This is a genomic window from Methylobacterium sp. Leaf466 (assembly GCF_001425565.1).
Classification (GTDB): domain Bacteria; phylum Pseudomonadota; class Alphaproteobacteria; order Rhizobiales; family Beijerinckiaceae; genus Methylobacterium.
In genome coordinates, this window is record NZ_LMRC01000011.1 from 1 (window position 1) to 25897 (window position 25897).

26 protein-coding genes, 1 other RNA gene and 2 pseudogenes are annotated in these 25897 nt (G+C 71.0%); 14 read left to right on the top strand and 15 right to left on the bottom strand.

Going from position 1 to position 25897, the window contains the following annotated elements; all coding sequences use genetic code 11:
• A pseudogene (locus tag ASG59_RS06150) lies at window positions 1-263 on the bottom strand (sugar transporter); the annotation flags it as partial.
• 509 nt (window positions 264-772) lie between these two features.
• Here ASG59_RS06150 and ASG59_RS06155 point away from each other — a divergent pair.
• On the top strand, window positions 773-2155 hold the full coding sequence (locus ASG59_RS06155) for a capsular biosynthesis protein (RefSeq protein WP_082528651.1): 1383 nt from the start codon (window positions 773-775) through the stop codon (window positions 2153-2155).
• Window positions 2156-2213: 58 nt separating this feature from the next.
• Here the strand turns inward: ASG59_RS06155 and ASG59_RS06160 are convergent, their stop codons facing one another.
• Window positions 2214-4211, bottom strand: a complete 1998-nt coding sequence (locus ASG59_RS06160) for a capsular polysaccharide biosynthesis protein (RefSeq protein WP_056407545.1) — start codon at window positions 4209-4211, stop codon at window positions 2214-2216.
• Between the two features lie 249 nt (window positions 4212-4460).
• On the opposite strand from ASG59_RS06160, the gene ASG59_RS06165 reads away from it, so the two are divergent.
• Both ASG59_RS06165 and ASG59_RS06170 read left to right on the top strand, forming a co-directional pair.
• Window positions 4461-5255: an SDR family NAD(P)-dependent oxidoreductase gene (locus tag ASG59_RS06165; protein WP_055881345.1), complete on the top strand. Its 795-nt coding sequence runs from the start codon at window positions 4461-4463 to the stop codon at window positions 5253-5255.
• The gene (locus ASG59_RS06170) at window positions 5252-6109 is read left to right on the top strand and encodes a formyltransferase family protein (protein WP_055881349.1); all 858 of its coding nucleotides are present in this window, start codon (window positions 5252-5254) and stop codon (window positions 6107-6109) included. The genes ASG59_RS06165 and ASG59_RS06170 overlap by 4 nt, the downstream gene beginning before the upstream one ends.
• 21 nt (window positions 6110-6130) lie before the next feature.
• Here ASG59_RS06170 and ASG59_RS06175 read toward each other — a convergent pair whose 3' ends face one another.
• A complete protein-coding gene (locus tag ASG59_RS06175) occupies window positions 6131-6676 on the bottom strand; it encodes an adenine phosphoribosyltransferase (RefSeq protein ID WP_055881352.1) in 546 nt (181 codons plus the stop codon).
• 179 nt (window positions 6677-6855) lie between these two features.
• On the opposite strand from ASG59_RS06175, the gene ASG59_RS06180 reads away from it, so the two are divergent.
• Together ASG59_RS06180 and ASG59_RS06185 are read left to right on the top strand one after the other, a co-directional pair.
• Complete coding sequence (locus tag ASG59_RS06180) at window positions 6856-7104, top strand: hypothetical protein (protein WP_056282609.1); 249 nt, start codon at window positions 6856-6858, stop codon at window positions 7102-7104.
• Entirely contained in the window at window positions 7101-7688 is a 588-nt protein-coding gene (locus ASG59_RS06185) for a hypothetical protein (protein ID WP_056407547.1), read from the top strand. Before ASG59_RS06180 ends, ASG59_RS06185 begins: the two co-directional genes overlap by 4 nt.
• An 11-nt stretch (window positions 7689-7699) precedes the next feature.
• Here ASG59_RS06185 and ASG59_RS06190 read toward each other — a convergent pair whose 3' ends face one another.
• From ASG59_RS06190 to gap, 7 genes are all read right to left on the bottom strand, one after another.
• On the bottom strand, window positions 7700-8500 hold the full coding sequence (locus ASG59_RS06190; RefSeq protein WP_056282618.1) for an inositol monophosphatase family protein: 801 nt from the start codon (window positions 8498-8500) through the stop codon (window positions 7700-7702).
• Window positions 8501-8717: 217 nt separating this feature from the next.
• Complete coding sequence (locus ASG59_RS06195; RefSeq protein ID WP_347379671.1) at window positions 8718-9761, bottom strand: tetratricopeptide repeat protein; 1044 nt, start codon at window positions 9759-9761, stop codon at window positions 8718-8720.
• Window positions 9758-10429: a thiamine phosphate synthase gene (locus ASG59_RS06200; RefSeq protein ID WP_056407549.1), complete on the bottom strand. Its 672-nt coding sequence runs from the start codon at window positions 10427-10429 to the stop codon at window positions 9758-9760. The genes ASG59_RS06195 and ASG59_RS06200 overlap by 4 nt, the downstream gene beginning before the upstream one ends.
• Before the next feature lie 33 nt (window positions 10430-10462).
• Window positions 10463-11527, bottom strand: a complete 1065-nt coding sequence (gene fba, locus ASG59_RS06205; RefSeq protein WP_055881364.1) for a class II fructose-bisphosphate aldolase — start codon at window positions 11525-11527, stop codon at window positions 10463-10465.
• Between the two features lie 187 nt (window positions 11528-11714).
• Window positions 11715-12917: a phosphoglycerate kinase gene (locus tag ASG59_RS06210; RefSeq protein WP_056407551.1), complete on the bottom strand. Its 1203-nt coding sequence runs from the start codon at window positions 12915-12917 to the stop codon at window positions 11715-11717.
• Window positions 12918-12960: 43 nt separating this feature from the next.
• Window positions 12961-13488, bottom strand: coding sequence for a hypothetical protein (locus tag ASG59_RS06215; RefSeq protein ID WP_056407553.1), 528 nt, complete (start codon window positions 13486-13488; stop codon window positions 12961-12963).
• Window positions 13489-13609: 121 nt separating this feature from the next.
• Window positions 13610-14617 carry a type I glyceraldehyde-3-phosphate dehydrogenase gene (gene gap / locus ASG59_RS06220; RefSeq protein WP_055881373.1) on the bottom strand — a complete coding sequence of 336 codons (1008 nt, stop codon included), beginning with the start codon at window positions 14615-14617 and terminating at the stop codon, window positions 13610-13612.
• 430 nt (window positions 14618-15047) lie between these two features.
• Here gap and ASG59_RS06225 point away from each other — a divergent pair, with 430 nt between their 5' ends.
• The 9 genes and pseudogenes from ASG59_RS06225 (at window position 15048) to ASG59_RS06260 (ending at window position 21035) form a co-directional block, all read left to right on the top strand.
• Complete coding sequence (locus ASG59_RS06225; protein ID WP_244475647.1) at window positions 15048-15335, top strand: DUF4164 domain-containing protein; 288 nt, start codon at window positions 15048-15050, stop codon at window positions 15333-15335.
• A gap of 15 nt (window positions 15336-15350) precedes the next feature.
• Window positions 15351-15710, top strand: a complete 360-nt coding sequence (locus ASG59_RS06230) for a cell division protein ZapA (protein WP_055881380.1) — start codon at window positions 15351-15353, stop codon at window positions 15708-15710.
• A 44-nt stretch (window positions 15711-15754) separates the two neighbouring features.
• Window positions 15755-15911: non-coding RNA, 6S RNA (ssrS, locus tag ASG59_RS19780), on the top strand.
• Window positions 15901-16494, top strand: coding sequence for a 5-formyltetrahydrofolate cyclo-ligase (locus tag ASG59_RS06235; RefSeq protein WP_056407554.1), 594 nt, complete (start codon window positions 15901-15903; stop codon window positions 16492-16494). The genes ssrS and ASG59_RS06235 overlap by 11 nt, the downstream gene beginning before the upstream one ends.
• Before the next feature lie 13 nt (window positions 16495-16507).
• Window positions 16508-17329: a TIGR00282 family metallophosphoesterase gene (locus tag ASG59_RS06240; protein ID WP_055881390.1), complete on the top strand. Its 822-nt coding sequence runs from the start codon at window positions 16508-16510 to the stop codon at window positions 17327-17329.
• A 227-nt stretch (window positions 17330-17556) separates the two neighbouring features.
• A pseudogene (locus ASG59_RS21200) lies at window positions 17557-18480 on the top strand (C1 family peptidase).
• Between the two features lie 47 nt (window positions 18481-18527).
• Window positions 18528-18830, top strand: coding sequence for a protease inhibitor I42 family protein (locus tag ASG59_RS19790; RefSeq protein WP_082528653.1), 303 nt, complete (start codon window positions 18528-18530; stop codon window positions 18828-18830).
• 226 nt (window positions 18831-19056) lie between these two features.
• Complete coding sequence (locus tag ASG59_RS06255) at window positions 19057-20022, top strand: MotA/TolQ/ExbB proton channel family protein (RefSeq protein ID WP_056407560.1); 966 nt, start codon at window positions 19057-19059, stop codon at window positions 20020-20022.
• The gene (locus tag ASG59_RS06260) at window positions 20022-21035 is read left to right on the top strand and encodes a peptidoglycan -binding protein (RefSeq protein WP_055881399.1); all 1014 of its coding nucleotides are present in this window, start codon (window positions 20022-20024) and stop codon (window positions 21033-21035) included. The genes ASG59_RS06255 and ASG59_RS06260 overlap by 1 nt, the downstream gene beginning before the upstream one ends.
• Here the strand turns inward: ASG59_RS06260 and ASG59_RS06265 are convergent.
• The 5 genes from ASG59_RS06265 to ASG59_RS06285 form a co-directional block, all read right to left on the bottom strand.
• Window positions 21016-21720 (bottom strand): gamma-glutamylcyclotransferase, encoded by a 705-nt coding sequence (locus ASG59_RS06265; RefSeq protein ID WP_056407561.1) that lies wholly within the window; start codon window positions 21718-21720, stop codon window positions 21016-21018. The genes ASG59_RS06260 and ASG59_RS06265 overlap by 20 nt on opposite strands.
• Window positions 21721-21827: 107 nt before the next feature.
• Window positions 21828-22259: an FKBP-type peptidyl-prolyl cis-trans isomerase gene (locus ASG59_RS06270; RefSeq protein ID WP_055881406.1), complete on the bottom strand. Its 432-nt coding sequence runs from the start codon at window positions 22257-22259 to the stop codon at window positions 21828-21830.
• A 74-nt stretch (window positions 22260-22333) separates the two neighbouring features.
• Window positions 22334-23722 (bottom strand): lipopolysaccharide biosynthesis protein, encoded by a 1389-nt coding sequence (locus ASG59_RS06275; protein WP_156399136.1) that lies wholly within the window; start codon window positions 23720-23722, stop codon window positions 22334-22336.
• A gap of 99 nt (window positions 23723-23821) precedes the next feature.
• Window positions 23822-24667, bottom strand: coding sequence for a GDSL-type esterase/lipase family protein (locus ASG59_RS06280; protein ID WP_244475648.1), 846 nt, complete (start codon window positions 24665-24667; stop codon window positions 23822-23824).
• Between the two features lie 83 nt (window positions 24668-24750).
• Entirely contained in the window at window positions 24751-25854 is a 1104-nt protein-coding gene (locus ASG59_RS06285) for an OpgC domain-containing protein (protein WP_056407564.1), read from the bottom strand.
• Window positions 25855-25897 lie beyond the last annotated feature (43 nt).

The window sequence follows — 25897 nt, forward strand, 5'->3', positions numbered from 1 at the left end:
TCGCCGACCCCGATCACCGGTTCGAGCGCGGGCCGCCGGTCCCCGAACGAGGCCAGCAGGCTGTCGAGCGCCCGGCCCCGCATCGCCTCGATCACGGCTGCGTCGAGGTCGACGATCTCGTAGCGCGCGAACGTCCCCTGCGCCGTCGTCACGTCCGCCCCCTCCAGAACGGCGCTCGTCGTCGGACCCGCCGCAGGCAGGATCGACGAGCAGCCCGAGAGCAGGATCGTCGCCAGGGTCGCCGCCGCGGCGCTGGCTCTCAGCAAGACCGGAACGGAGGGAACGCGCAGCATATGTGTCCTTGCCGTCCCGGCGCGGGCCTGTCGCCCGGCCCGCAGGATCGATCGGTGATGGAGCGCAGCCAAACCCTGCGATCGGCTTAAGGGCCGCCGCATCGGGCCTGACGCCTCAGGTCCGGGTGCTCGTCGAACTTTGCGGTCGCACTGTGGCACGGCCAAGTTTCGGGCACGGCCAAGTTTCGGGCACACCCGAGTTTCGGGCCACGCCAGGCTTTGCCGCCGTGGATGGGGCGGCGGCGTCCTTGATGCTGCCAAGATCTCGGTTCTAAACCGGGCCGTCGCGGCGCCGGGCAATGATTCCAGCGGCCGACGCCGCGAAGAGACTGCGATCCGGACCTCGTCCGCGGTCGAAGATCGTCGGGAAATCAGGTGAGTTTTCCCGGCTGTTGCATCGAAGACATAGCCGCGCCCGATCGCGCGGCTCATCTTCCGGACCGAATGGACGAGCCGTTCCGCTTCGCCGGAGTGGCGTCATGTGGGGTGAGCACGTGGGATCGAGCCTGACTTCGAGCATCGACCAGTCTCCCCGGGCTTCCGGCCCCCGCCCGTCGCCGGCCCGGCAGGTCTTCCTGTTCCTACAGGGGCCGATCACGCCCTTCTTCGCCGAGATCGCCACCGCCCTCGAAGGGCGCGGCCACCGTTGCCTGCGGGTCAACCTGTGCTTCGGCGACCGCCTGTTCTGGCGCCGCCCCGGCGCGGTGAACTTCACCGGCAAGCGCGACGCCTGGCCCGCCTTCATCGCCGACCTGATCGACCGCGAGGGCGTCACCGACATCGTCCTGCTCGGCGAGCAGCGGTTCTACCACAAGGTGGCGATCACGGCCGCCAAGGCCCGCGGCGTGAAGATCACGGTGACCGATTTCGGATACCTGCGCCCGGACTGGATCACCCTCGAGCGCAACGGCATGTCCGGCGAGAGCTGCTTCCCGCGCGATCCCGACGCCATCATGGAATTGGCCCGCCAGGCCCCCGAGCTCGACCTGAAGCCCCGCTTCAAGGACGACTTCAAGACCCAGGTCATGTGGGACATGGCCTACCATTTCTTCAGCAACTGGCTGTGGTTCCTGCACCCGGGCTACCGCTCGCACCAGGTCCACCATCCGGCGATGGTCTACATCGGCACCGGACTGCACATCCTGCTGGCGCGGCGCGACGGCATCAAGGCGAACGCGCGCATCGCCGAGGTCCAGGCCTCCGGCGTGCCCTATTACGTGCTGCCCCTGCAGATGGAGAACGACTTCCAGCTGCGGGCCTATTCCCCGTATTTCGACCTGAAGACCCCGATCCACGAGGTCATCAATTCCTTCGCCCAGAACGCCCCGGCCGATGCCCGGCTGATGGTCAAGGTCCACCCCCTCGATCCGGGCGTGCGCAACTGGCGCCGCATCGTCGCGCGCTCGGCCCAGAAATGGGGCGTCGCCGACCGGGTCGACTACCTCGACGGCGGCGACCTGCCGAAGCTCCTCGAGAAGTCGAAGGGCGTCGTCACTGTCAACAGCACGGTCGGCCTGTGGGCGATGCGGGCCCAGACTCCGGTCATGACCCTCGGGCAGGCGGTCTACGACATCGACGGCCTGACCTTCCAGGGCAAGCTCGACGACTTCTGGACCGGCGGGACCACGCCGCGCCAGGACCTGTGGAACGCCTTCCTCAAGGCGATCGTCGCCCACATCCAGATCCGCGGCGTCTACTACAAGCGCGAAGGGCTGGATGCCGCCGTGCAGGCGGCGGCCGCCAAGCTCGATCTCGCCGACGGTGCCTGGCTCGAAGCGCGGGCGCGGGCCGCCCGCGGCGCGCGCGACACCCGCTGGACCGGCGAGCAGGCCTTCGGCATCGAGCGACTGCAGAACGCCTGAAGATCTTCGATCGCGGTCGGCGCGGCCTGCGGGGCGAGAAGCCCCGCAGCGGTGCGCTTCAGCCGTTCCGGTGCAGCAGGCGCCGGAAGGCCAGCGACCAGACGTGCTTGAGCGCCGCCTCCAGGGTCGGCGCGCGGCGCGCCAGTCCCGGGTCGCCGTCGGCCAGGCGCCGCACCACCACCTCCGGCGGGCAGGCGAGTCCCGTGCGCGGATCGAGATAGCGCGTGTAGCGGATCAGCGCCCCGGCCACGAGTTCGTCGAGGGTGAGCCTGCGCGTGCGGCGCGGGCACTCCGGGCTCCGGGTCAGGCCCCAGCCCGCGTAGAACGGCAGACCGTGGGTGGTCACCGGCTTGCCGCGCAACAGCGCCTCGAACCCGATCAGCGAGGTGATGACCTCGACCGAATCGGCCGCCTCGATGGCATCGGGGGCCGAGACGTCGCGCAGGACCACGTCGGCGAGGCGCTCCAACTCCGCCGGCGCGATGCGTCCGGGCCGCAGGCCCGCCTCCACGTCGGGATGCGGCTTGAAGGCGATGACCGCGCCGGGGTTGCGCTCGCGGGCGATGCGCAGGAGTGCAGCATTGGTGCGGATCTCGGTCGCCCCGAGCCGGATCGAGGCGTCGTCCTCCACCTGGCCCGCCACGAGGACCACGGGCCGGCCCTTCGGCAGCGCCGGCATCGCCCCGCTGCCGACGTTGTACTTGCTGATGCGCGCCTCGACGATGGCGGCCCGCAGGCGGACCGCCCGCTCGAGCACGGCCGCGTCGAAGTCCTCCGCCTCGAGGAGCCGTTCGAGGTCGCTCGGCGCCGTGGCGTCGTAGTAGATCCCGGTGCCGTCGAGGACGTAGGAGGCCCCCGGCCTCAGGGCGACCCCGAGGCCGATGGAGCGCAGGAAGCCGTCCTCCATCCGCACCAGCGGCACGCCGGCCGCGCCGCAGGCGGCCTGCGTCTCGGCGGGGGCCCGGCTCGACCAGGCGACGACGCGGCCGTAGCCGGAGAGGTCGCCCGCCGCCACCGCCGCTCCCTTGCGGGCGATGACCGGGGCGTTGCCGACCGAGGACAGGGTCTTGCGCAGCCACGGATGCTTCCAGGCCGGAAACCCGAGGCAGAGGGTACGCACGGCGTTCTCGCGGTCCCGCACCACCGAGAGGCCGAGGATGGCGACCGCTTCCTCGAAGCTGCAGGGCTCGCCGCCGTAGGGCTCGAAGTAGCGCGACGACACCAGGTAGCTCGCCGCGAACACCTCCTCGGCCGTGCGTTCGCGGGTGCGCCGGGCGAGGTCGAGGCGGTCGTCGGTGAAACCCCAGCCGGCATAGAAGGGCATCCCGAAGCAGGCCACCGCCCGCCCCGCCGTGGCCGCCTCGAAGCCGACGTGGCTGGTGACGACGTAGACGACCGCCCCCGCCTCCACCACCGACCAGGCCGCCACGGGATCGCGCATCAGCCGCGCTCCCTTCTCCGAGGCGATCCCGTCGAGGTGCCCCGGGCCCGACTGGTAGGGAGCGGCGGGGTCCATCACCACCACCACCTGCGCGCCCGGGTTCTCGGCGATGGCGGCGTCGAGCATGGCGGTGAAGCGCCCCTCCCCGGCCAGACCGAACCCGATCGAGGGATCGCCGCGGGGCTGATCGACCACCACGACGACGGGCTTGCCGGAGGCGTCGCCCTGGCGGGCGAGGGCGGCGCCGAGGTCGAGCCGGCGCGGGTCGTTGTCGACGGAGATCGCCAGCCGGCGCAGTTCGGCCAGGCCGGCCCCGGCGCGCGCGAGCAGGGCCGGGTCCTCCCAGCCGCCCATTTCGAGCATGACCTCGAGCTCGCTCGGCGCGGTGGCGTCGTAATAGACCCCGAGGCCGTCGACGATGTAGCTGAGCGAGCGGTCCCTGGGTCTTGCGGGCAGGCGCAGGAACCCCTCCTGCCAGCGGTCGGTGAGACGCACGCGGCGGGAGACCGGCTCGCTGGCGAGGCGCGGCACGCCGCGCTGCCCGCGCTGGCCGGGCGGCGCCGCCTCGGCCGAGAGCGTCCGCGGCCACAGGCGCTTGACCTTGCCCTGATCCATTCGGGTTCCCGTCTCCAGGGTCGATCGCGACGGCCGGTCCGGCGATACCGGAGGTCGCCCCTCGCTCCCCGCGCGCGGGCCGCCCGTTCGCCGACGGGCCGGGAGCGGGCCCGGTCCGTGCCGGGATCGACGACATGAGTGGCCCTTGCCGTACCGACACACCGCGCCGGACGTCAAGGCGGAGCCGGTTTGCCGCTGCCCGCGGGACTGGGCTATGCCTCGCAAGCCCCAATCCCCAACGGTCGGTCCATGCCCGTCATCCTGATCACCGGCGCGTCGAGCGGCATCGGCGCGGCCCTCGCCCTCCACTATGCGGCGGCCGGCACCACCCTCGTCCTCAACGCCAGGGGCCTCGCCAGGCTGGAGGGCGTCGCCGAGGCCTGCCGGGCCAAGGGCGCCACGGTGCTCACCGAATCCCTCGACGTGCGCGACCGGGCGGCGGTCGGCGCCTGGCTGGCGCGGATCGACGCCGCGCACGGGCTCGACCTCGTCATCGCCAACGCGGGCATCAACGGCGGCGACCCGTCCGGCGGCGTCGAGACCGAGGCCGCCGCCTTCGAGACCGTGGACGTGAACCTCAACGGCGCCCTCAACGTCGCCCTGCCCGGCGTCACCCTGATGCTGGCGCGCGGGCGCGGCCAGATCGCGTTGATCTCCTCCCTCGCGGCCTTCGCGCCGCTGCCGGACGCGCCCGCCTACAGCGGGACCAAGGCGGCCCTCCTCGCCCATGGCCTCGCCCTGCGGGCCAAGCTGAAACCCCAAGGCGTGCGCATCAACGTGGTGACGCCGGGCTACGTGAAGACCGCCATGGGTGGCGACTACGAGGGCTGGCGCCCGATGGAGATGAGCGCAGAGGAGGCCGCCCGGCGGATCGCCAGGGGCCTGGCGCGGGACGACGAGATCGTCGCCTTCCCGCAGCCGCTGGCGGCGCTCGCCCGGCTGTCCGCCCTGCTGCCGGAGCGCCTGCGCCGCCTCGGCATGCGCGATTTTGCGTTCAAGGTCGGCAAGGCGAGCCGCACGCCGCAGGACGGGCCGAGCCGATGAGCCGCCCGCGCATCGCGCTGTTCGTGCTGGAGGCCCTGCCCAACGCCCGGGCCGTGCGCCGCTTCGTCGCCGAGCATGCCGCCGACATCGCCTTCGTCGGGCTCTCCAACGCGGAGCGCCCGAGTACGGGCGGCCTCGTCGGCCAGGTCCGGCGCCATCTCGCCCGCTCGGGGCCGGGATTCCTGCCCTACCTCGCCGTGAACTTCGGCCTGCCCGACCTGCTGGCGCCGGCCGCCGGCCTGATCCAGCGCCTCGCCGGCACCACCGGCCGGGCGGGGGCGACCCCGCTCAGGGCCCTGTGCCGGGACCTCGACATCCCGACCCTGCGGGTGGACGACGTCAACGGCACCGAGGTCGCCGCGACGATCGGCCGGCACCAGCCGGACCTGATCGTCGCCTTCCACTTCGACCAGATCTTCTCGGGGCCGACCCTGGCGCGGGTGCGGCTGGGCGGGCTCAACGTCCACCCCGGCCTGCTGCCGCGCCATCGCGGGCCGGTGCCGACCATCCACGCCCTCGCCGAAGAGCCGCCGGCCTTCGGCGTCACCGTCCACCACCTCGCGGTGACCATCGACGCCGGCGCGATCCTCGCCCAGGAGGCGGTGGCCCTGCCGCCGGGCACCACGGCCACCCGCGCCTCCGTCCTCCTGCACGAGCACGGACGCATCCTGCTCGACCGGGTCCTGGCGCGGATCGACCTGTCGGGCGCCATCCCGGAGGGAGAGACGGCGGCGGTGCTGCCCTATTGCCCGTTTCCCGACCGCAGTCTTTTGGCCGACCTGAAGCGCCGTGGCCGCAAGCTGACCGACCGGGCCGACCTGGCCGACGCGCTGGCGCTCCATACCCGCGGCTGAGGGGCGGGGGGAGCCCGTCGCTCAGTGCCCGTCGAACTCCATCAGGGTCCGCACCGGAACGTCGAGGTCGCGCAGCTTCTGGGCGCCGCCGATCTCCGGCAGGTCGATGACGAAACAGGCCGCCACCACCTCGGCCCCGATCTGGCGCAACAGGTTCACCGCCGCGCAGGCGGTGCCGCCGGTGGCGATGAGGTCGTCGACCAGGAGCACCTTGTCGCCCGGCTTGATGGCGTCGACGTGGATCTCCATCTCGTCGGTGCCGTATTCCAGCGCGTAGGCGATCGAGACGGTGGCGTGGGGCAGCTTGCCCTTCTTGCGGATCGGCACGAAGCCCGACGAGAGCTGGTGGGCCACGGCCCCGCCGAGGATGAAGCCGCGTGCTTCGATCCCCGCCACCTGGTCGATCCGGCCGCCGGCATAGGGATGCACCAGCGAATCCACCGCGCGTCGGAACGCCCGCGGGTCGCTGAGCAGGGTGGTGATGTCACGGAAAATGATCCCCGGCTTCGGGTAATCGGGAATCGAGCGGATCGACTCCTTGAGGGCGTTGTGGCGGCGGGCTTCCATGCGGGCGGCTTTCTGTCTCGATCTGAGCGGGCGGGTTAGAGCAGATGCCGGATGGCGGGGCCAGAGGGCGGACGGATCGCGCTGGAAAGATCGCGACAGGGGGCCAATGTCCGGCTCGTGCTATAAGGAGCGACACCGCATTCCGGGCCGGCTCTCGCCCGGGGCGTGAGGAGCCGACCATGGACGACGCCACGCGCCAGCAAAAGGCCTTCACAACCGGCCGGGAGACACTAATCCGGGACTATGCCGCCGGGGACGTGAGCTGGAAGGCGCTGCGCGAAGCTGGCTTCGAGGACTACGTGACGGTGCTGGCCCACCTCGGCGAACTCGGGTTGCGACCACCGGTGGCCCCCATGGACGGCCCGAACGTCGAGAGTCGCGGTCGCGGTCGTGCCATCCTGCGCGAGGCCCTGCGGGCCCGGACATGACTGCGCCCCTCCGCCTCATCGTCACCGACACCTCGCCGCTACTGACGTTGGTGCTTGCCGACTCGCTCGACGTGCTGCTGCGGCCCGGGCTGCCGATCCGTATTCCGGATGCCGTCTATATCGAAGCGACGCGGGTTCGTGGCGCGCCCGGTGCCGAGCAAATCGTGGAATGGATCAACGCTAACCTGGACGCAGTCCAGATCGTACCCACCGATATCGGCATCGATCAGCAACGGCGTCTGGCGGAAGGACGGTCTATTCGGGGACTCGGCGAGCAGGCCGCCCTCGAAACGCTCGATCGCCTCCTGAAAAGCGATCCCACGGCCCAGGCGCTGCTGCTGTTCGAGGACAGTGACGTGCGCAAGCGCCGTGCCGTGGTCGAGGAGCGGGTCAGCCTCATCAGTACGGGGGACTTCCTGCGCGAACTCGAGGCCGCCCGGTTGATCCAGTCCGTCGACTTCATCTTGGACCAGGCGGCGGCCCGTGGCCGCAACGTCGAAAGGCAGCGGCGTGGCGCCGCCGACGGCGATGCACGTGAAGGACTCCGTGAGCAGATTGCTCGACGCACGGGCTCGTCCTTCTGAAAGAGCGGACGTCACGCCGCGGCGTGCGCCTTGCGCAGCAGCTTCACGAGCTCCCCGTGGAGCACCTCGTTGCCGCTGGCCACCGACTTGGCCAGGAGCGGTTCTGCGCCGCCGTCGGCGCTGGTGACGAAGCCACCGGCCTCGCGCACCAGGATGATGCCGGCCGCGATGTCCCAGGTCTGCAGGTCGCGCTCCCAGTACAGGTCGGAGCGGCCGCAGGCGACGTAGGCGAGGTCCAGCGCCGCCGAGCCGAAGCGGCGGGCGCCGCCGGTCACGGCCATCACCGCCGCGACCTCGCGCAGGAGCTTGGGGTGGTCGCCGCGCCCGAGGTAGGGCGAGCCGTAGGCCACCAGCGCATCGGGCATCTCGTTGCGGCCCGATACGCGCAGGCGGCGGTTGTTGAGGTAGGCGCCCTTGCCGCGCTCGGCCACGAACAGCTCGTCCTTGATCGGATCGTAGATCACGCCGGCCACGATCTGGCCCTCGCGCTCGAGACCCACCGAGATCGCGAAATGCGGGATGCCGTGCAGGAAGTTGGTGGTGCCGTCCAGGGGGTCGACGTGCCAGGTGTGGCTCTTGTCCTGGCCCTCGACGTTGCCGGATTCCTCCAGGATCAGCCCGTAGCCGGGCCGCGCCTTCATGAGGGCGTCGCGAAGCACCTCCTCGGCCTTGCGGTCGGCGGCGGAGACGAAGTTGCCGGGCCCCTTGCGCGAGACCTGAAGGTTCTCGATCTCGCCGAAATCGCGCTTGAGGCCACGGGCGGCCTTGCGCACGGCATCGACCATCACGGTCATGAGGGGTGAGCTGATCATCGTCGCTTCGAGTCCGGGTCGTTGACGGGCAGGAGGGCTGACCGGCCCGGCACGGGCCACGGCCTGGCCCACCCTTCGTCGGGAGGCCGGTCCGCCCGATCCGGGTTTTCCTGGCTGGGGGTTCCCTAGCAGATCGCGTCGCGACAGGACACGCCCGAGCGTCCCCGTGGACGCGGGCCTGAGGCGCACGGCCCAGGGGGCTTTCGTGAGACGGGCGTCAGTTGCCGCCGGCGCGATCGGCCGCGAGCTTTTCGGCCCTGGAGCGCTCCTCGGCGCTCAGGCCGGTCAGGGTCTGGTCGAGCCAGGCGTCGGTGAGGCCCTGGGCCGAGGCCGCGAGGTTCCAGGCCGCCGCCTCCACGAGGTTCTTCTGCACGCCGCGCCCCACCGCGAACAGCCGCGACAGGCGGTTCTGCGCGATGGCATTTCCGCGGGAGGCGGCGTGCGTGAAGTAGCGTGCGGCGCGGACCTCGTCCTTGGGCAGGCCGGTGCCGTTGAACAGGAGGATGGCGAACTCGACCTCGCCGGCGAGATCGCCGTTGTCGGCCGCCCGCCGGAACCAGTCGGCGGCCTTGGACGCGTCCTTGGGGACGCCGCGGCCCTGGAGATAGAGCACGCCGATGTTGTGCTGGGCGGCGCCGATCTCGCCCTGTGCCGCCTTCTCGAACAGGCTGGCGGCCCGCGCCAGGTCGGCCGGGGCGCCGGTGCCCAGGAGCAGCAGGCCGAGGTTGTAGGAGGCGGTGACGTCGCCCTTGGCGGCGGCCTGTTCGAGCCAGGCGCGTCCGGCCTTGGGGTCCTTGGGGCCGCCGCGGCCGTCGATCGCCATGAGGCCGAGGGCCGCCATGGCGTGCGCGTCGCCCTGGGCGGCGGCCAGCCGGTACCATTCGGCCGCCTTGACCGGGTCCTGCCGCACCCCGAGGCCCTGGTTGTAGAGTTCGCCCACCAGCGTCATGCCGGCGGCGTCCTTGGGGTCCGCCTCAATGCGCTTCGTCGCCTCGCGGAAGGCGGTGGCGTATTGCCCGCGCTGGTAGGCGCCGAAGGCCACGTCCGGCGTCTTGCTCGACGGGCCCGGCACCGCCCCGATCGCGCCCGGCGTATAGGGGGTCGGCAGGTCCTTGAGCGGGGCGACCTTGATCGTGCGCGGGGTGGCGGGCACCACGTCCTTGGGCACCCCGTCTCCGGGCGTCTCGGCCGACGCCGTGGACATCGCCCCGAGCAGCGCCAGCAGGGCTAGGGCCAGGGCCAGGGACGGACGCGTTCTCACGAGGCGGCGTCCCGCAGGGCCGCCTGCTCGGCCAGCACCGCCATGATCGCGCCGAGATCGGCGGAGGCGTCGAGCCACAGCCCGCCCTCGATGCCGACGAACTCGGTTCCGGTGGCGGCCAGCGCCGCGACCTGCCCGATCTCCTGCGCCACGGCGATGCAGGGCGTCTCGAAGATCTCGGTCCACCACTGCGTGCGCGCCAGCACGAGCTCCGCGTCGGGTGCGACGCCGTCGGGGTAGAGCCCGCCGAACATCACGTAGTCGACCCCCGCCTCCCCCGCCTCCATGGCGGCGTGCTTCGACTCGCCGCCCCCCGCGCCGAGGATGCGGCCGTCGGCGAGGCGCCCGCGCAGGTCGCGCAGGTCGCCCTCGCCGGGCTTGTCGAGATGGACGCCGTCGGCGCCGCCCCGCGCCGCCACGCTCACGAGGTCGCCGTCATAGCCCGCACAGGCGACGAGGACGGCCGCCCCGGTCTCCTGCACGCCCGGCGCCACCCGCTTGACGAGGTTGACGAGGCTGCGCTCGTCGGCCGGCGCCAGCCGCAGCACCACCGCCGCCACGTCGGCGGCCGCGGTGGCCCTGCGGATCGCCGCGACGAGGCCATCGACGTGGGAGGCCTCGACCCGGTGCGGGGTGAGCAGGGCGAGGCGGGTGCGCGGCGCGGTCATGGGGTCCTGGCGTTGACGTCGTGTCCGGTCCGTCTACCCGATCCGGGGGTCGAGCGAACCGTCGGCATAGCGTTTGGCCATGGCCGAGACCGAGACCGGACGGATCTTCGAACCCTGGCCGGCGGTGCCGAACTCCTCGAACCGCTGCTTGCACAGCTTCTGCATCGCGTCCATGGCCGGCTTCAAGTACTTGCGCGGGTCGAACTCGGCCTTGTTCTCGGCCAGCACCTTCCGGATCTGGCCGGTCATCGCCATGCGGTTGTCGGTGTCGATGTTGATCTTGCGCACGCCGTGCTTGATGCCGCGCTGGATCTCCTCCACCGGCACGCCCCAGGTCGGCTTCATCTCACCGCCGTACTGGTTGATGATGTCCTGCAGGTCCTGCGGCACCGAGGACGAGCCGTGCATGACGAGGTGGGTCGTCGGCAGGCGGCGGTGGATCTCCTCGATGACGTTCATGGCGAGCACGTCGCCATCGGGCTGGCGGGTGAACTTGTAGGCGCCGTGGCTGGTGCCCATCGCCACCGCCAGGGCATCCACCTTGGTGGCCTGCACGAACTTCACCGCCTCGTCCGGGTCGGTGAGGAGCTGGTCGTGGCTGAGCACGCCTTCCGCGCCGTGGCCGTCCTCGGCCTCGCCCTCGCCGCTCTCCAGCGAGCCGAGCACGCCGAGTTCGCCCTCCACCGAGACGCCGGCCCAATGCGCCATCTCGGTGACCTTGCGGGTGATCTCGACGTTGTAGGCGTAGTCTGCCGGGGTCTTGCCGTCGGCTTTCAGCGAGCCGTCCATCATCACGGAGGTGAAGCCGTACTGGATCGCGGTGGCGCAGGTGGCTTCGTTGTTGCCGTGGTCGAGGTGCATGCAGACCGGGATGTGGGGGTAGATCTCCACGAGACCGTCGATCAGCTTGGCCAGCACCACGTCGTTGGCATAGGCGCGCGCGCCCTTGCTCGCCTGGAGGATCACCGGCGAATCGGTGGCGTCGGCCGCCGCCATGATGGCGAGCCCCTGCTCCATGTTGTTCATGTTGAAGGCGGGCACGCCGTAGCCGAACTCGGCGGCGTGGTCGAGGAGTTGCCTGAGGGTGATGCGTGCCATGATCCGGTTTCCCAATCATCTGCGGTCGGCACAGCAAGGCCGATCCTAATCCATCACCTCGTCCTGAGGTGCCGTAGCGAAGCGGAGGCCTCGAAGGAGCCCTCCCGTTCTCGATGTGATCCCCGGACCCTCCCTCGAGGCCCGCTGCCGCGTGCCCCTCCGAATGAGGTCGAGGGAGGGACGACGCTTATTCCTTCACCCGCAACGCCTCGACGCCCGGGAGCACCTTGCCCTCCAGCCATTCGAGAAAGGCGCCGCCGGCGGTGGAGACGTAGGAGAAATCCTGCGCCACGCCGGCATGGTTGAGGGCGGCCACCGTGTCGCCGCCGCCGGCCACGGAGACCAGCTTGCCGGCGCGGGTGCGCTCGGCCGCATGCCGGGCCGCGGCCACCGTCGCGGCGTCGAAGGGCGTCAGCTCGAAGGCGCCCAGCGGTCCGTTCCAGACCAGGGTCGCCGCCTCGTCGATGGCGCCCTCGATCTCGGCGACGGAGGCCGGGCCGGCATCGAGGATCATGCCGGTCTCGGAGACCGCGGCGACCGGGACGGTCTCGTGGGGGGCGTTTGCCTTGAACTCGGTCGCCACCACTGCGTCCACCGGCAGGATGATCCGGCACCCGGCCGCCTTTGCCGCGGCGAGGATGCGCAGGGCGGTCTCGGCGAGATCCTTCTCGCACAGGGACTTGCCGACGCCCGAGCCTTGCGCGTGCAGGAAGGTGTTGGCCATGCCGCCGCCGATCACCAAGCTGTCGACCTTGGTGACCAGGTTTTCCAGGAGGTCGATCTTGGAGGAGACCTTGGCGCCGCCCACCAGCGCGATCACCGGCCGGGTCGGCGCCTCGAGTCCCTTGGTGAGGGCGTCGAGCTCGGCCTGCATCAGGCGGCCGGCGAAGGCCGGCAGGAGGTGGGCGAGGCCTTCCGTCGAGGCGTGGGCCCGGTGGGCGGCCGAGAAGGCCTCGTTGACGTAGACGTCGCCGTTGGCGGCCAGCGCGGCCGTAAAGGCGGGGTCGTTCGTTTCCTCGCCGGCATGGAAACGGGTGTTTTCCAGGAGCAGCACCTCGCCGTCGCCCAGGGCGGAGACGGCGGCGGCGGCGGCCTCGCCGATGCAATCGTCGGCGAAGGCGACCGGGCGTCCGAGCATCTCCGACAGGGTCGCGACCACGGGCCGGAGCGAGTCGCGCGGCTCGGGCTTGCCCTTCGGGCGCCCGAAGTGGGCGAGCAGCACCACGCGTCCACCCTGGTCGGCGATCTCTTCGATGGTCGGTACGATCCGCTCGATCCGGGTCGCGTCGGTGACGCGCCCGGCCTCCATCGGCACGTTGAGATCGACGCGCAGCAACACCCGCTTGCCCGAGAGCGAGCCGGCGTCGTCGAGGGTACGGAACGCGGTCATGCTGGCCTTTTCACGCTGGAATCCTGTCGGCGGCTCGCCCGGCTCAGACCGGGATGAGCGCCTGGAGGTTGAGCCGCTGGACGGCGATGGTCAGGACGACGGTGAGCACCGCGGTGATGACGGCGGTGAGCACGAGGGCCCCGGCACCCGGCAGGCGCTTGGTGCGGTCCGCGATCGCCCGCACTTCGCTGCGCAGGGCGGTGAGGTCGGACTGGCGCGCCGCCTCGTTCATGCGCTGGGCCGCGCCCTCGACCTTGTCCTCGACCTTGGACAGCAGCGCCTCGGAGCGGGCGTACTTGTCCTCGATCCGGGCGCATTTGTCCTCGATCCGGGCGAGCTGGTCGCCCGTGGCGGAGGCCGATGTCGTCCTGACCGCGGTCACCGGCTCCGGTGCGGCTGCGGCCACCGGCGTCGCCGCCGCGACGACGGCCGCGGTCGGCTGTGGCGAGGAGGAAATCGGGGACGAGGGGGTCGGCGATGAGCCGCCGGGAATGAAGTCGCTGCCGGCCGTGGTCGTCGTCGAGGCCTTCGTCGTCGGGGAGGCCGTGGTCGTCGGCGAAGTCTCGGTCATCTCGGGCACACCTGGTCGCGGGCGGGGAGGATGCGGGGCGCGTCGGTCGTCGATCCGACCGCTCCGGGCGGCCTGGCGTCAAAGACGCCGTCCGCCCGGAGCGGCTGGTCCGATCCCGAGCCTAGAGCAGCTTGCCCATGGCCACGGCGGTGTCCGCCATGCGGTTCGAGAAGCCCCACTCGTTGTCGTACCAGGCGAGGATGCGCACGAAGGTGCCGTCCATCACCTTGGTCTGGTCCATGTGGAACGTCGAGGAATGGGGGTCGTGGTTGAAGTCGATCGAGACGTTGGGCGCGTCGGTATAGGCGAGCACGCCCTTCAGCGGGCCGTCGGCCGCCGCGCGGATCGCGGCGTTGATCTCCTCGACGGAGGTCGCGCGCTTGGCCGTGAAGACGAGGTCCACCGCCGAAACGTTGGGGGTCGGCACGCGGATCGAGGTGCCGTCGAGCTTGCCCTTCAGTTCCGGCAGGACGAGCCCAACGGCCTTGGCCGCGCCGGTGGAGGTTGGGATCATCGACAGGGCGGCGGCACGGGCCCGGTAGAGGTCCTTGTGCATCTGGTCGAGCGAGGGCTGGTCGTTGGTGTAGGAGTGGATCGTGGTCATGAAGCCGCGCTCGATCCCCACGAGGTCGTGGAGCACCTTGGCCACCGGCACCAGGCAGTTGGTGGTGCAGGAGGCGTTCGAGATCACCACGTGGTCGGCGGTGAGGGCGTCGTGGTTGATGCCGTAGACCACGGTGAGGTCGGCGCCGTCGGCGGGGGCGGACACGATCACGCGCTTGGCGCCGGCGTCGAGATGGGCCTTGGCCTTGTCGCGGCTCGTGAAGATGCCGGTGCATTCCAGCGCGATGTCCACCCCGAGCTCGCGGTGCGGCAGCTCGGCCGGGTTGCGCACGGCGGTGACCTTGATGCGCCGGCCGTCGACGACGATGAACTCGCCGTCGACCTCGACCTTCGCGTTAAAGCGGCCGTGGATCGAATCGAACCGCAGGAGATGGGCGTTCGTCTCGACGGGGCCGAGATCGTTGATCGCCACGACCTCGATGTCCGTGCGTCCGGCTTCGTGGATGGCGCGCAGCACGTTGCGGCCGATGCGTCCGAACCCGTTGATGGCAACCTTGACCGTCACGGCCTGATATCCTTCTTCTGTCGAGGGGCCGGGCGTCCGGCGCCCCCGTGAGGCCCACATCGGCACGCCGGGGCCGCCGGGCAAGAACACTCTCGCGCGAGATCGCTCCCGCGAACGACACCGCGTGGCCCGGATGCCGGCGTTTCGCGCCGCGCCCGTTCCTGAGCGGTGCCACGTTTGAACCTGAGATGAACCGGCCGGCCCCCGCGCTGGCGCGGGGTCGGACCGTTCGCGGCCCCGCGGGGCCTGTCGTCAGGCGGACGAGGGCTGACTATCATGGCCGTTCGGGCTGGCAAAGGTTGCCGGGTGACGATCGGACGCGAAAGTCAGGTTGATTTCCCGACCCGGCCGGCTCGACAATGCGGGCCGTCAGAACGCGCCTTGGCGATGATGTCCCGATCGTAAGGCCCCGCACCGTGAGATCCCGATCGTGAGCCACGCCGCCGGCCCCGGCATCCTGCGCCTCGAAGCCGCCCTGACCCGGCTCGAGGAGGCCGTCGCCCAGCGCTTCGAGGCGGTGCGCGCACCGGGCGAGACCGAGATCGAGCTCGCGATCATGGGCGAGGACAGGGCGCGGCTCGCCGCCGAGCTCGATGCGGCCAGCGCCCGGCTCGCCGCGGTGGAGGCCACCACCGACGACGTCGGGCATCGCCTCGGGCGCGCCATCGCCACCGTCGAGGGCGTCCTGCTGCGGCCCCGCCGCCATCCCGACCTCTGAGCGGACGGCGCGCCCATGCCCCAGATCAACGTCACCATCGACGGCAAGAGCTACCGGATGGCCTGCGCCGAGGGCGAGGAGCCGCACTTGGCCGCCCTCGCCGCGAGCTTCGGCGCCAAGGTCGCCGAGATGCGCCAGGCCTTCGGCGAGATCGGCGACATGCGCCTCCAGGTGATGGCGGCGCTGACCCAGGCCGACGAACTGCTGGAGGTCCGGCGCCGTCTCGCCGACCTCGAGGCCGAGACCGGGGCCATCCGCGAGCGCCTCGCCTCCCTCGACGCCGAGCGGGCGGTGGACGAGGCGCAGCTGGAGGACGGGCTCAACCGGGCGGCCGAACGGATCGAGCGACTGGCCCACAGGCTGGCGACGGGGTGAGGTTCCCCCTGGCGCCGCGCCCCCGCCGACGCTACATACTGCTGGCGGGGCTGCAGAGTCCGTCAGGAGCACTTTCCCCGGGGCCTTATCGACTCCCCCGGGAGCTGTCCCTGGCCTCGTCCCTGGACTTGGTCAACACGGCGCCCACCTACACTGTAGGTTTCCCGGGATCGATCCTCCAACGGCTCACGTGGCTCCGCACTCCTCCTCCCCCACCTCCGGCCTCAAGGCCATCCTTCGCGATGCCGTCCTCGCCCGGCGCGACGGGCTCGCGCCCGAGTCCCGCCGCGACGGGTCCGTGGCCGTCGCCGATGCGGTCATGGCCATCGACGCCCTCGCCGGGGCGCAGATCGTCGGGGCGTTCTGGCCGATCCGCAGCGAGGTCGATCCGCGCCCGCTCATCGACCGGCTGTTCGCCCGCGGCCAGCGCGTCGCCCTGCCGAAGGTGACGCCCGAGGGCCTCGTGTTCCGCGAGTGGAAGGCCGGCGAGGCCCTGGTCGCGGGCCGCTTCGGCCTGAGCGAGCCGCGCGACGACCTCCCTCCCCTCGATCCCACCGCCCTGATCGTGCCGCTGGCGGCCTTCGACCGCCGCGGCCATCGCATCGGCTACGGGCGCGGCTACTACGACCGGGCGATCGCGCGCCTTAGCGGCAACGGCCCGGTCCTCACCATCGGGATCGCCTTCGCGGTCCAGGAGATCGAGGCGGTCCCGGCCGAGCCGCACGACCGGCCCCTCGACCATCTCGTGACCGAGGCCGGCCCCGTCTCCCTCCTCCGGACCTGAAGGCCCGCCGCCGATGCGCCTCCTCTTCCTCGGTGACGTCGTCGGGCGTCCCGGCCGCTCCGCCGTGACCGGCCGCCTGCCGGCCCTGCGCGAACGCTGGCGCCTCGATTGCGTGGTGATCAACGGCGAGAACGCCGCCGGCGGCTTCGGTATCACCGAGGCGATCTGCGACGAGCTCCTCCAGGCCGGGGCCGACGCGGTGACGCTGGGCAACCACTCCTTCGACCAGCGCGAGGCCCTGGTCTTCATCGCCCGCCAGACCCGCCTCGTGCGCCCGGCCAACTACCCGCCGGGCACGCCCGGGCGCGGCGCCACGGTGGTGGAGACCCGCGCCGGAGCGCGTGTCCTCGTCCTCAACGTGATGGGGCGGATCTACCTCGACGCCCTCGACGATCCCTTCGCGGCGGCCGAGCGCGAACTCACGGCCTGCCCGCTCGGCGAGGTCGCGGACGCGGTGATCGTGGACGTCCATGCCGAGGCGACCAGCGAAAAGCAGGCCTTCGGGTACTTCCTCGACGGCCGCGCCAGCCTGGTGGTGGGCACCCACACCCACACCCCCACCTCGGACCACCGCATCCTGCCCGGCGGCACCGCCTACCTCTCCGACGCCGGCATGTGCGGCGACTACGATTCGATTCTCGGCATGCAGAAGGACGAGCCCCTGCGCCGCTTCCTGCAGAAGACCCCCGGCGCCCGCCTCGAGGCGGCGCAGGGGACCGGCACCCTGTGCGGCATCGCGGTGGAGACGGACGACGCCACCGGCCTCGCCACGCGGGTGGCGCCGGTGCGCCTCGGGCCGCACCTGGAGGAGACCTGGCCGCGGGAGTGGGATTGAGGCGGTCCCAAGGGATAGCGGTGCCGCGACGCACGAGGCCGGTCGGTCTGCAGACTCCGATTGAACGATAGGACGGGCCCTTTGACGACTGCATCCATGGGCGCCTGTCAGCATTTTGACTTGAGGAACATTGCTTTCGCCGCAAGCGCCGGTTGACGGACGTGCGATTTCCGAACACAACTTGAGGGTGTCTTATGCGGCACTGAAGTTGTGGGAAGGACGTCCTCGTGGGTCAGCCGGATTTCGAGCGGATCAATGCCGCGATTCATCGAGCGGGCGCGCGATGGGACGCCGGTCCGACGTCCATCAGCGAATTCTACGATGTCGAAGCATCGCCGACTGGGCGGTTCGGCCTTTCCATTGACCCGGAGCGGGCCAAGAAGGAGGTCGTCAAGGCGCGAAATGCCGAATCGGCGCTATTCAAGGTTGTCGCACCGCCGCCGCCGAAACTCGACTGGCGTAATAGCGGCGGTCAGAACTTCGTGACACCAGTCAAGGATCAATCGAGCTGCGGCTCCTGCGTCGCATTTGCGACATGCGCCGCCGTGGAAAGCCGGATTCTCATCGGTACCGGCAATCCCGGCGGGTCGATCGACCTCTCGGAGGCCCATCTCTTCTACTGCGGCGCGCCGAACTCTTGCGACCAGGGGTGGTTCTACACGAAGGCGCTTGACTACGCGAAAAAGCACGGCATCGGCCAGGAGTCGGATTTCCCCTACACGCCCGGCAATCAGGCGTGCCAGCCGATTCCGCCCATCGTCAGCGTGCCTCGCTACCAGACCGCGGTATCCTAGATGGCCCGCAAGCAGGCTCTCCAGAAGGGGCCGGTGATCGGCGGATTTCGCGTGTTCCAGGATTTCTATGCTTACCGAAAAGGCATCTACACTCATGTGGCGGGTGAGTTTCTCGGATGGCATGCCGTTGCCGTGATCGGCTATGACGACGCCGAGCAATGCTGGATCGCCAAGAACAGTTGGGGATCGAGATGGGGCGAGAAGGGCCATTTTCGCATCGGATATGGTGAATGCGGAATCGATTCCGAGGTGTTGTTCTACGATCCCGAGATTGCACTGGCGAGCACGACCGTGGTCGCTCGACAGCTGTCGCCCCGCCGTACGAAAGCCGCGAAGCTCACTGAAAAGCTTGCTTGAATCGCGTTGCGGGCGCGATATGAACGGGCCTTTCGGAGGACGTCGTGATGGATCTTGAGCGGCGTGGTCCCATCGACGCCCGCCCCGGCGAGACGATCGAGATCGCGGCGCCGGGAGAAGGAATCGGAGGGTTCCTCTGGCATGCGGAAGTGCCTCACCATGCGGCGACGATCGTTGGTGAGACGCTCGGCCCATCGCCCGATGGGGTTGGGGCCGGAACGGCAAAGGTCTTTCGCGTGCGCCTCGAAGGGCCGGGTGACACGACGCTGCGCCTCGTTCAGACACGGTCCTGGGATTCGGTGCCCGGGCGTGTCATCGAGGTGCCGATCCGGTGCGTCTCAGGACGTTAGCCAGCCACGCGTCTCGTGTCTGTGTTCGTGATGGAGGTCGTCTTGCCATCAGTCGTCTTGCCATCAATTGCGTGCAAAGCTGGCGCGGCCGTCATTTCGAGGCCCCCGACGACTTGATCGTGGCCAGACCTGCGGCCAGTGTGCGCTCGGTCCCGCCGCGATGCGCGCGCGTCTCGACGTGTCGTGAACGCTAGCAACTCAGCGTCGAAGAGTTTCCCATCAGCCCATGGCGACCCCTCCCGCGAATCCCGACGCACCGCTGGTCAAGCCGGGCATCTACCTGATCCGGATGCTGGTCTTCCTGACCCTGGTCGGGTTCCTCGCCTTCGTCCTGTTCAAGCAGATCACGCCGGCCTTCCTCGCCAATCCCGGCCTCAACGGGCTGATCCTCGGCGTGCTGCTGCTGGCGGTCCTGCTCGCCTTCGGGCAGGTGCTGCGCCTCAACCGCGAGACCGCCTACGTCAATGCGGTGGCGATGGGGCAGGAGCCGGCCAAGGGGCCCGCGCTCCTGGCGCCGCTGGCACCGGCGATCGCGGCGCGGCGCGAGGGGCGCAGCCTGCCGGCCACCCGCGCCTTCCTCGACAGCACCGCCGCCCGCCTCGACGAGGGTCGCGAGATCCTGCGCTACGTCGCCGGCCTCCTCATCCTGCTCGGCCTGCTCGGCACCTTCTGGGGCCTCATCGACACCCTGAGCGCGGTCGGCTCGGTGATCCGCACCATGCGCGGCGGCGGCGAGGCCGGCGCGATGTTCGACGAACTGAAGAACGGCCTGGCCGTTCCCTTGAGCGGCATCGGCCTGGCCTTCTCGGCATCGCTGTTCGGTCTGGCCAGCTCCCTCGTCATCGGCTTCCTCGACCTGCAGGCCGGCCAGGCCCACGCCCGCTTCCACAACGACCTCGAGGACTGGCTGACCTCGGGCGAGACGCAGGAGGCCGCGACGGCGCTCCCCGCCGTGCCGGCCTCGGCCAAGGAGCTGACGGAGGCGGTGGAGCGCCTGACCACCGTGGTCGCCGAGGGCGCCAACGGCCGGGTCGCGACCCAGGCGATGACCAACCTCGCCGAGGGCATCCAGGGCCTCGTCCAGCACATGCGCGCCGAGCAGCAGATGATCCGCGACTGGGTCGAGGCCCAGGCCAGCCGCGAGCGCGAGCTGAAGCAGGCGCTGGACCGCCTCGGCCGCGAGCGGGCCTGATGGCCTCGCTGCGCACGCGGCGCGACCGGAGCCTCAACGTCTGGCCGGGCTATGTCGACGCCCTGGCCACGCTGCTGCTGGCGGTGGTCTTCCTGCTGACGATCTTCGTGGTGGGGCAGTTCTTCCTGTCCCAGGAGATCACCGGCCGCGACACGGTCCTCAACCGCCTCACCCGCCAGATCGCCGACCTCACGGACCTGCTGGCCCTCGAACGCTCCAACAAGCGGGCGCAGGAGGAGAGCGCCGCCAACCTGCGCAGCACGCTCACGGCGACCGAGGCCGACCGCGACCGGCTCCAGGTCCTGGCCGAGGGGGCGCAGGGCAGCGGTTCGCGCGTCGAAGAGCGCGACAAGCAGATCGCGGTGGAGCGGGCCAACACCAACCGCGCCCTGTCGCAGGTCGACCTCCTCAACGAGCAGATCGCCGCCATGCGCCGCCAGCTCGCCGCCCTCGAGGACGCGCTCTCGGCCTCCGAGAACCGCGACAAGGAGAGCCAGGCCCGCATCGCCGACCTCGGCAGCCGCCTCAATGTCGCCCTGGCGCAGCGGGTGCAGGAGCTGGCGCGCTATCGCTCCGACTTCTTCGGGCGCCTGCGCCAGATCCTCGGCAACCGCCCCGACATCCGCATCGTCGGCGACCGCTTCGTGCTGCAATCGGAGGTGCTGTTCCCCGTCGGTTCGGCGAGCCTGAAGGCGGAGGCCGGCCCCGAACTCGACCGCATCGCCACGGCGATCATCGACCTCGCCCGGCAGATCCCCGCCGACATTCCCTGGGTGCTGCGCATCGACGGCCACACCGACGCGCGCCCGATCGCCAGTTCGCAGTTTCCCTCGAACTGGGCGCTCTCGGCCGCCCGCGCCATCGCGGTGGTGCAATACATGGCGGGCAAGGGCATCCCGCCCCAGCGCCTCCTGGCGGCGGCCTTCGGCGAGTTCCAGCCCCTGGAGGCCGGCACCACCGAGGAGGCCTACGGCCGCAACCGCCGGATCGAGCTCAAGCTGACCGAGCGATGAGGGGAGTGGCCTGCAGCCGCTCGGCGACCAGGGCCTGGAGCGACCACAGGTGGCGGTCGCGGATGCCGAGTTCGGCACAGGCCAGCGCGGTGCGGCGCAGGTATTCGGCGCTGGGGCCGAGGCCGCCGTCGGCCCGGGCGATGAGGTCGGCGATATCGGCCTCGCCGAGGCGGCCGGTGTAGCGGTCGCAGGCCGGGTTCGCCACGAAGGTCAGGGCCTCGACCACGCCCTCGCGCGTGGCCACGGGCACCCAGCGGGCGCGGTAGCCGTTGCCGCGCATCTCGCGGCGCCACACAGGCATCAGCACCTCGCGCCAGTCTCCCTCGGGCAGGCGGAAGGCGACACCGTCGCAGACGCCGCCGGCCACCAGCGCCAGGACGAGGCCGGGGTAGTCGGTCGAGCCGCGAAACCGCCGCTGCAGCAGGCAGAAGCGCCGGTGCCAGCCGCGCACGCGGCCCAGGCGCTGCTCCGCGATCGCGAATTCCGGCTGCCAGATCAGCGAGCCGTAGCCGAACACCCACGGCCCCCCGCCGGCCGGGGCCGGGCGTGCGTCGAGTTCGCTGTGGAGGGCGGCCTCGACGTCCGCGTCGGTCATGAGCGGCATCGCGGCGGTATCGTCGGCCGGCCGCCGGGGATGGGCGGCGGCGATCAGTTCGGCGGTGAGGGTCAGGTCGCGCTGCGGCATCGCGGGTTCCACGGGCACGAGGGCTCGGTCTCGCGCGTCTGCGGCACAGGCAATATTCGGGCAGATCGGATGCGGGCGACCGGTTCCCCGGCCGCCCGACGGGAGCGTCAGCGGACGCCGAGCAGTTCCACGTCGAAGATCAGGGTGGCGCCGGGCGGGATGACGCCACCGGCGCCACGCGAGCCGTAGCCCTGGTCCGGCGGGATCACGAGGCGGCGCTTGCCGCCGACCTTCATGGTGGCGACGCCCGTATCCCAGCCGGCGATGACCTGGCCGGCGCCCAGCGTGAAGCTGAAGGGCTGGCCGCGATCGACGGAGGAATCGAATTTCTTGCCCGGCTTGCCGCCTTCGTCGAGCCAGCCGGTGTAGTGGACGTTGACCTTCTGGCCGGCCTTGGGCTCGGGGCCGGTGCCCACCACCTCGTCCTGGTATTTCAGGCCCGACGGGGTCGTCACGTACTCGGCTGAGGCGGATGCGGTCATGGCGATCAACGAGGCTCCGGCGATGAGGGAGAGGAAGCGGGGAAGGAGTCTGGGCATGCGGCGGGGATGTCCTGTCTGACGTGCCGAGGCGGTGGGTTAGCACAGGCGAGGGGCCGCTGCCGAGGGGGCGATCAGCGGCGCGACGAGCCCGGCAGGGCAAGCACGGGCGTGGCGATGCCGTGCAGGGCATTCGCGGCGATCGCCATGGCCAGCGCCCGCGCGTTCACGGCGAGCGCCATGGCCGTGGCGGCACCGGTCACGCCGATCCAGGCGAACAGGAGCCCGGTCAGGAGCGCGGCCAGGACCAGCGCCGACAGGGTGATGCCGGCCGCCAGACGCTCGCCCCCGAGCATCGCCAGGATGTGTTCGCCCGGCCCGAACAGGCTGGCACCGAGGCTGCCCCCCACAAGGATCGCCAGGATGGGAAGACCGTCGCGAAACCCGGGCCCGAACAGGTCGAGGAGCCAGGGCGCCACGGCGAGGAGCCCGCTGCCGACGAGGGCGGTGCCCAGGGCGGTGAGCCGGGCCTGATGCCGCACGAGGTCCTGGAGGGCCCCGCGCTCGCCGGTGGCGGCCAGGGCGGCGAAGCGATGCGCGGTGGCGGCGGTGGCGGCATAGGCCACGAAGGCGACGAACTGCTGGATGCGGGTGGCGGCGAAATACAGGCCCACCGTCTGGGGCGATGCCACGAGGCTCAGGACGACGACGTCGGCGACGCCGAGGCCGGCGCCGGCGAGGTCTCCGGCCGCGATCGGAACGCAGGCGCCGAGCCACGTCCGCCACGCGTACCGGCGGGGCCCGTTCGGGATCGACCGGCCGAGGAGCCGGCGCAGGGCCAGGGCCTGGACCGACAGGGCGACGGCGGTGGCGACGAGCAGGCAGGCGAGCGCGGTCGCGGCTTCCGGCGGCAGGCCGAGGCCGATCGCGGCCAGGAGCGCTGCCATCATGACGCCCTGGCGCAGGAGGTAGGGCGGGGCGATGGCGAGCACCGCCCGGTTCTGGCTGCGCGCGAGGCCCTCGCAGTAATCCTGCAGGGCGAACAGGGGCAGGATCAGGGCCGCGACCAGGATCGGCCCCGCGAAGGGCCCGCCCGGCAGGGAACCCTCGATCCAGACGAGGCCGAGGCCGAACCCGGCGAGCGCGATGCCGCCGGTCAGCGAAAGGCATGTACCGGCGCGCAGGAACCCGCGCACCGCGTCGAGGTCGCCGTTCGCCCGATGGACCGGGAGGAAGCGGCAGGCGCCCTGCGAAAAACCCAGGCTCGCGGCATGGCCCAGGATGGCGATCCAGACCGAGACCGCCGCGACGATGCCGAATTCGGCAGCACCGAGCAGGCGCGCCATCAGGACCTGGGCGCCATAGGCGAAGCCGGCGGCCGCGATCCGGATGCCGAACACGGTCGCCGCCGCGCGGGAGGCGGTGCGCACCGACCGGCCGGCCGGCACGGACGCCGGGCCGGAGCGCCGGATGCCGACGAAGGCATCGGCCGGGATGGATCGCGTCGCCGCCGGAACCGTCACGGAGCCTCCGGCCGCCTGCCCTCGGACGCCGATGCTCCCCTCGAGACCGGCCTCCCGGGCGGGAAGCCTAAGGCTCCCGCGTTTCGGTCCGGTAAACCGTTACTGGCCGCTGCCGCCGGCCGGGCCGGGGGCCGCCGCCCTCGGGCCGTCCTTGGGCGGCGTCACGGCGGTGCCGGTGACGGTGGCGAGATCGGGCTGGAGCAGCGACAGCGAGATCGCGCGGGTCACGTGCTCGGCCATGCAGCGCAGGCCGAGGTCGTTGAGGCGGAACTGCTTGCCGAGGAAATGGCCCTCGCCCTTGTCGCCGTTGCCGGCGAGGTAGCGCATCGCCTCGTAGCGCTGCACCAACGGCACGCCCTCGCTCGCGGCCACGTCCTTCACCGCCTTGACGATGCTCGTGTAATAAGCGTCCTCGGCCAGGCTCGCCGTATAGAGCGGGTCGACCAGCACGATGTCGATCTCGTGGGATTTGACCCATTGCACCGCCTCGCGCAGGGCGTTGGCGAAATCGCCGACATCGACGCGGGCGAGCGCGTCGTGGGTGCCCACCTGCCAGATCACCAAGTCGGGCTCCGATTCCGCGACCATGGTCCGCAGCCGCTCGGCGGCGCCGGAGGCGACCTCGCCGGACAGGCCGCGGCTCTCGATCTCGACGTCGACGTTGGGGATCGACCGCTCCAGGGCCGATTCGAGCTTGACGGGATAGGAGGTGGAGGCGCCCGCGCTGGCGGCCGGTGCGCCGATGGCCAGGACGCGCACCGGGCGCTTTTCCTTCAGCGCCGCCTTGACCGCGGCGAGCCGATTGAGGGTGTAGAGCCGCGAGCCGGGCACCCTGCACTCGGGCGACAGGGTGGCGTCGAGGGCCTCGCCGCCCTCCGCGGTCGCGGTCGAGCGCGGCGGGGACACGACCATCGCCGGCGGCGCCTGCATGGCCGGCGCTTGCATGACAGGCGCCGCTGGCATGGCCGGTGCTTGGGTAGCCGGCGATTGCGGGGTCGCCTGGGCGCGCGCCGAGGGGGCGACGAGCCCTAGCGTGAGGCCGAGGACGAGGGCCGTGGCCTTCGGGAGCGCCATTCGACGAACCATGCTGTGACACCCAGAGCGATCAATCCCGATCCTACGACGACACAGTCGACGAATACACCGCCGCCGGTCTGGAATCTGACGAATTGGGCCCCGAGGCTGAGGAGGGAGCCGATGGAGAAGACCGCCAGCGAATTCCGGCCCAATCCTGCGAGATAGCGCGCCACCGGGCCGATCCGCGGAGCGACGAGGCGGTAGACGGCCTGGAAGGCCAGCAGCACGCCCACGAAGTGGACGAGGCGGGCCGGCGACAGGTAGGTCTTGTCGAAGGTGAACAGCAGGCGCGGGTCCGGCACCAGCAGAGGATCGGGCCGGATCTCCCAGACCGAGAGCACGATGCCGGCCGCGACGATGACGACGCCGAGCGGCACCAGGCGCGCCGTCCACAGCCGCAGCCAGGCGTGCTCCCGGTGCCAGCCCTGCATGACGATGCCGAGCACCAGGAGCAGCTGCCAGCACAGGGGGTTGAAGAACCAGTCCCCCTCCCCCGGCCACGCGGGCAGGTTCCATTCGAACACGAGGCTGGCGCCGTAGATGGCCACCGAGAGGGCGAGCGCCAGGGCGCGGCTCCGGCGCGCCAGGAGGACGAAGGCCGGGGCGATCCCGATCAGCACCACGTAGAGCGGCAGGATGTTGAAGAACCCGAGCTGATGGGTGAGCAGCACGAACCCGACCATGGTCTGGATCGGGTCGGCGAAGAAGCCGCCCGCATTGTGCCACTCGAGGATGAGGGGGTTGTCGAGGGCCAGCGCCGTGCCGGCGATCATCGCCAGCGCCAATGCCATCGTGGTGATCTGGGCCCGGTACACCTCCACCGTGCGCGACAGCAGCCGCAGCACGCTGGTGAGGGCCGGTTCGGGCGTGCCGTCCTTGCCGTGGGTGGCGATCCCGATCGACCAGCCGGCCAGGAACACGAACAGCTCGGCCGCGTCCGAGATGCCGTACTGCGAGTAGGTGTACCGCTCGAAGGTGTTGCCGGGGATGTGGTTGATGAAGATCGTCACCAGGGCCAGGCCGCGCCAGAAATCGATCGCGTTCGGGTCGCGCATCCGCAGGGTGGCTCCGGTGTCGGCTCGGCGAGGGGCCGGTCCT

What these genes read in the sequence shown, in the direction of transcription:
- ASG59_RS19790 (WP_082528653.1), top strand. Translation starts at nt 18,528, where the DNA reads ATGGATCTTGAGCGGCGTGGTCCCATCGACGCCCGCCCCGGCGAGACG.
- ASG59_RS06210 (WP_056407551.1), bottom strand. Translation starts at nt 12,917, where the DNA reads ATGACCGCGTTCCGTACCCTCGACGACGCCGGCTCGCTCTCGGGCAAG.
- ASG59_RS06165 (WP_055881345.1), top strand. Translation starts at nt 4,461, where the DNA reads ATGCCCGTCATCCTGATCACCGGCGCGTCGAGCGGCATCGGCGCGGCC.
- ASG59_RS06160 (WP_056407545.1), bottom strand. Translation starts at nt 4,211, where the DNA reads ATGGATCAGGGCAAGGTCAAGCGCCTGTGGCCGCGGACGCTCTCGGCC.
- ASG59_RS06285 (WP_056407564.1), bottom strand. Translation starts at nt 25,854, where the DNA reads ATGCGCGACCCGAACGCGATCGATTTCTGGCGCGGCCTGGCCCTGGTG.
- ASG59_RS06230 (WP_055881380.1), top strand. Translation starts at nt 15,351, where the DNA reads ATGCCCCAGATCAACGTCACCATCGACGGCAAGAGCTACCGGATGGCC.
- ASG59_RS06270 (WP_055881406.1), bottom strand. Translation starts at nt 22,259, where the DNA reads ATGCCCAGACTCCTTCCCCGCTTCCTCTCCCTCATCGCCGGAGCCTCG.
- ASG59_RS06190 (WP_056282618.1), bottom strand. Translation starts at nt 8,500, where the DNA reads ATGATCAGCTCACCCCTCATGACCGTGATGGTCGATGCCGTGCGCAAG.
- ASG59_RS06255 (WP_056407560.1), top strand. Translation starts at nt 19,057, where the DNA reads ATGGCGACCCCTCCCGCGAATCCCGACGCACCGCTGGTCAAGCCGGGC.
- ASG59_RS06175 (WP_055881352.1), bottom strand. Translation starts at nt 6,676, where the DNA reads ATGGAAGCCCGCCGCCACAACGCCCTCAAGGAGTCGATCCGCTCGATT.
- ASG59_RS06265 (WP_056407561.1), bottom strand. Translation starts at nt 21,720, where the DNA reads ATGCCGCAGCGCGACCTGACCCTCACCGCCGAACTGATCGCCGCCGCC.
- ASG59_RS06200 (WP_056407549.1), bottom strand. Translation starts at nt 10,429, where the DNA reads ATGACCGCGCCGCGCACCCGCCTCGCCCTGCTCACCCCGCACCGGGTC.
- ASG59_RS06280 (WP_244475648.1), bottom strand. Translation starts at nt 24,667, where the DNA reads ATGCAAGCGCCGGCCATGCAGGCGCCGCCGGCGATGGTCGTGTCCCCG.
- ASG59_RS06260 (WP_055881399.1), top strand. Translation starts at nt 20,022, where the DNA reads ATGGCCTCGCTGCGCACGCGGCGCGACCGGAGCCTCAACGTCTGGCCG.
- ASG59_RS06170 (WP_055881349.1), top strand. Translation starts at nt 5,252, where the DNA reads ATGAGCCGCCCGCGCATCGCGCTGTTCGTGCTGGAGGCCCTGCCCAAC.
- ASG59_RS06240 (WP_055881390.1), top strand. Translation starts at nt 16,508, where the DNA reads ATGCGCCTCCTCTTCCTCGGTGACGTCGTCGGGCGTCCCGGCCGCTCC.
- ASG59_RS06180 (WP_056282609.1), top strand. Translation starts at nt 6,856, where the DNA reads ATGGACGACGCCACGCGCCAGCAAAAGGCCTTCACAACCGGCCGGGAG.
- ASG59_RS06185 (WP_056407547.1), top strand. Translation starts at nt 7,101, where the DNA reads ATGACTGCGCCCCTCCGCCTCATCGTCACCGACACCTCGCCGCTACTG.
- ASG59_RS06155 (WP_082528651.1), top strand. Translation starts at nt 773, where the DNA reads ATGTGGGGTGAGCACGTGGGATCGAGCCTGACTTCGAGCATCGACCAG.
- fba (WP_055881364.1), bottom strand. Translation starts at nt 11,527, where the DNA reads ATGGCACGCATCACCCTCAGGCAACTCCTCGACCACGCCGCCGAGTTC.
- ASG59_RS06215 (WP_056407553.1), bottom strand. Translation starts at nt 13,488, where the DNA reads ATGACCGAGACTTCGCCGACGACCACGGCCTCCCCGACGACGAAGGCC.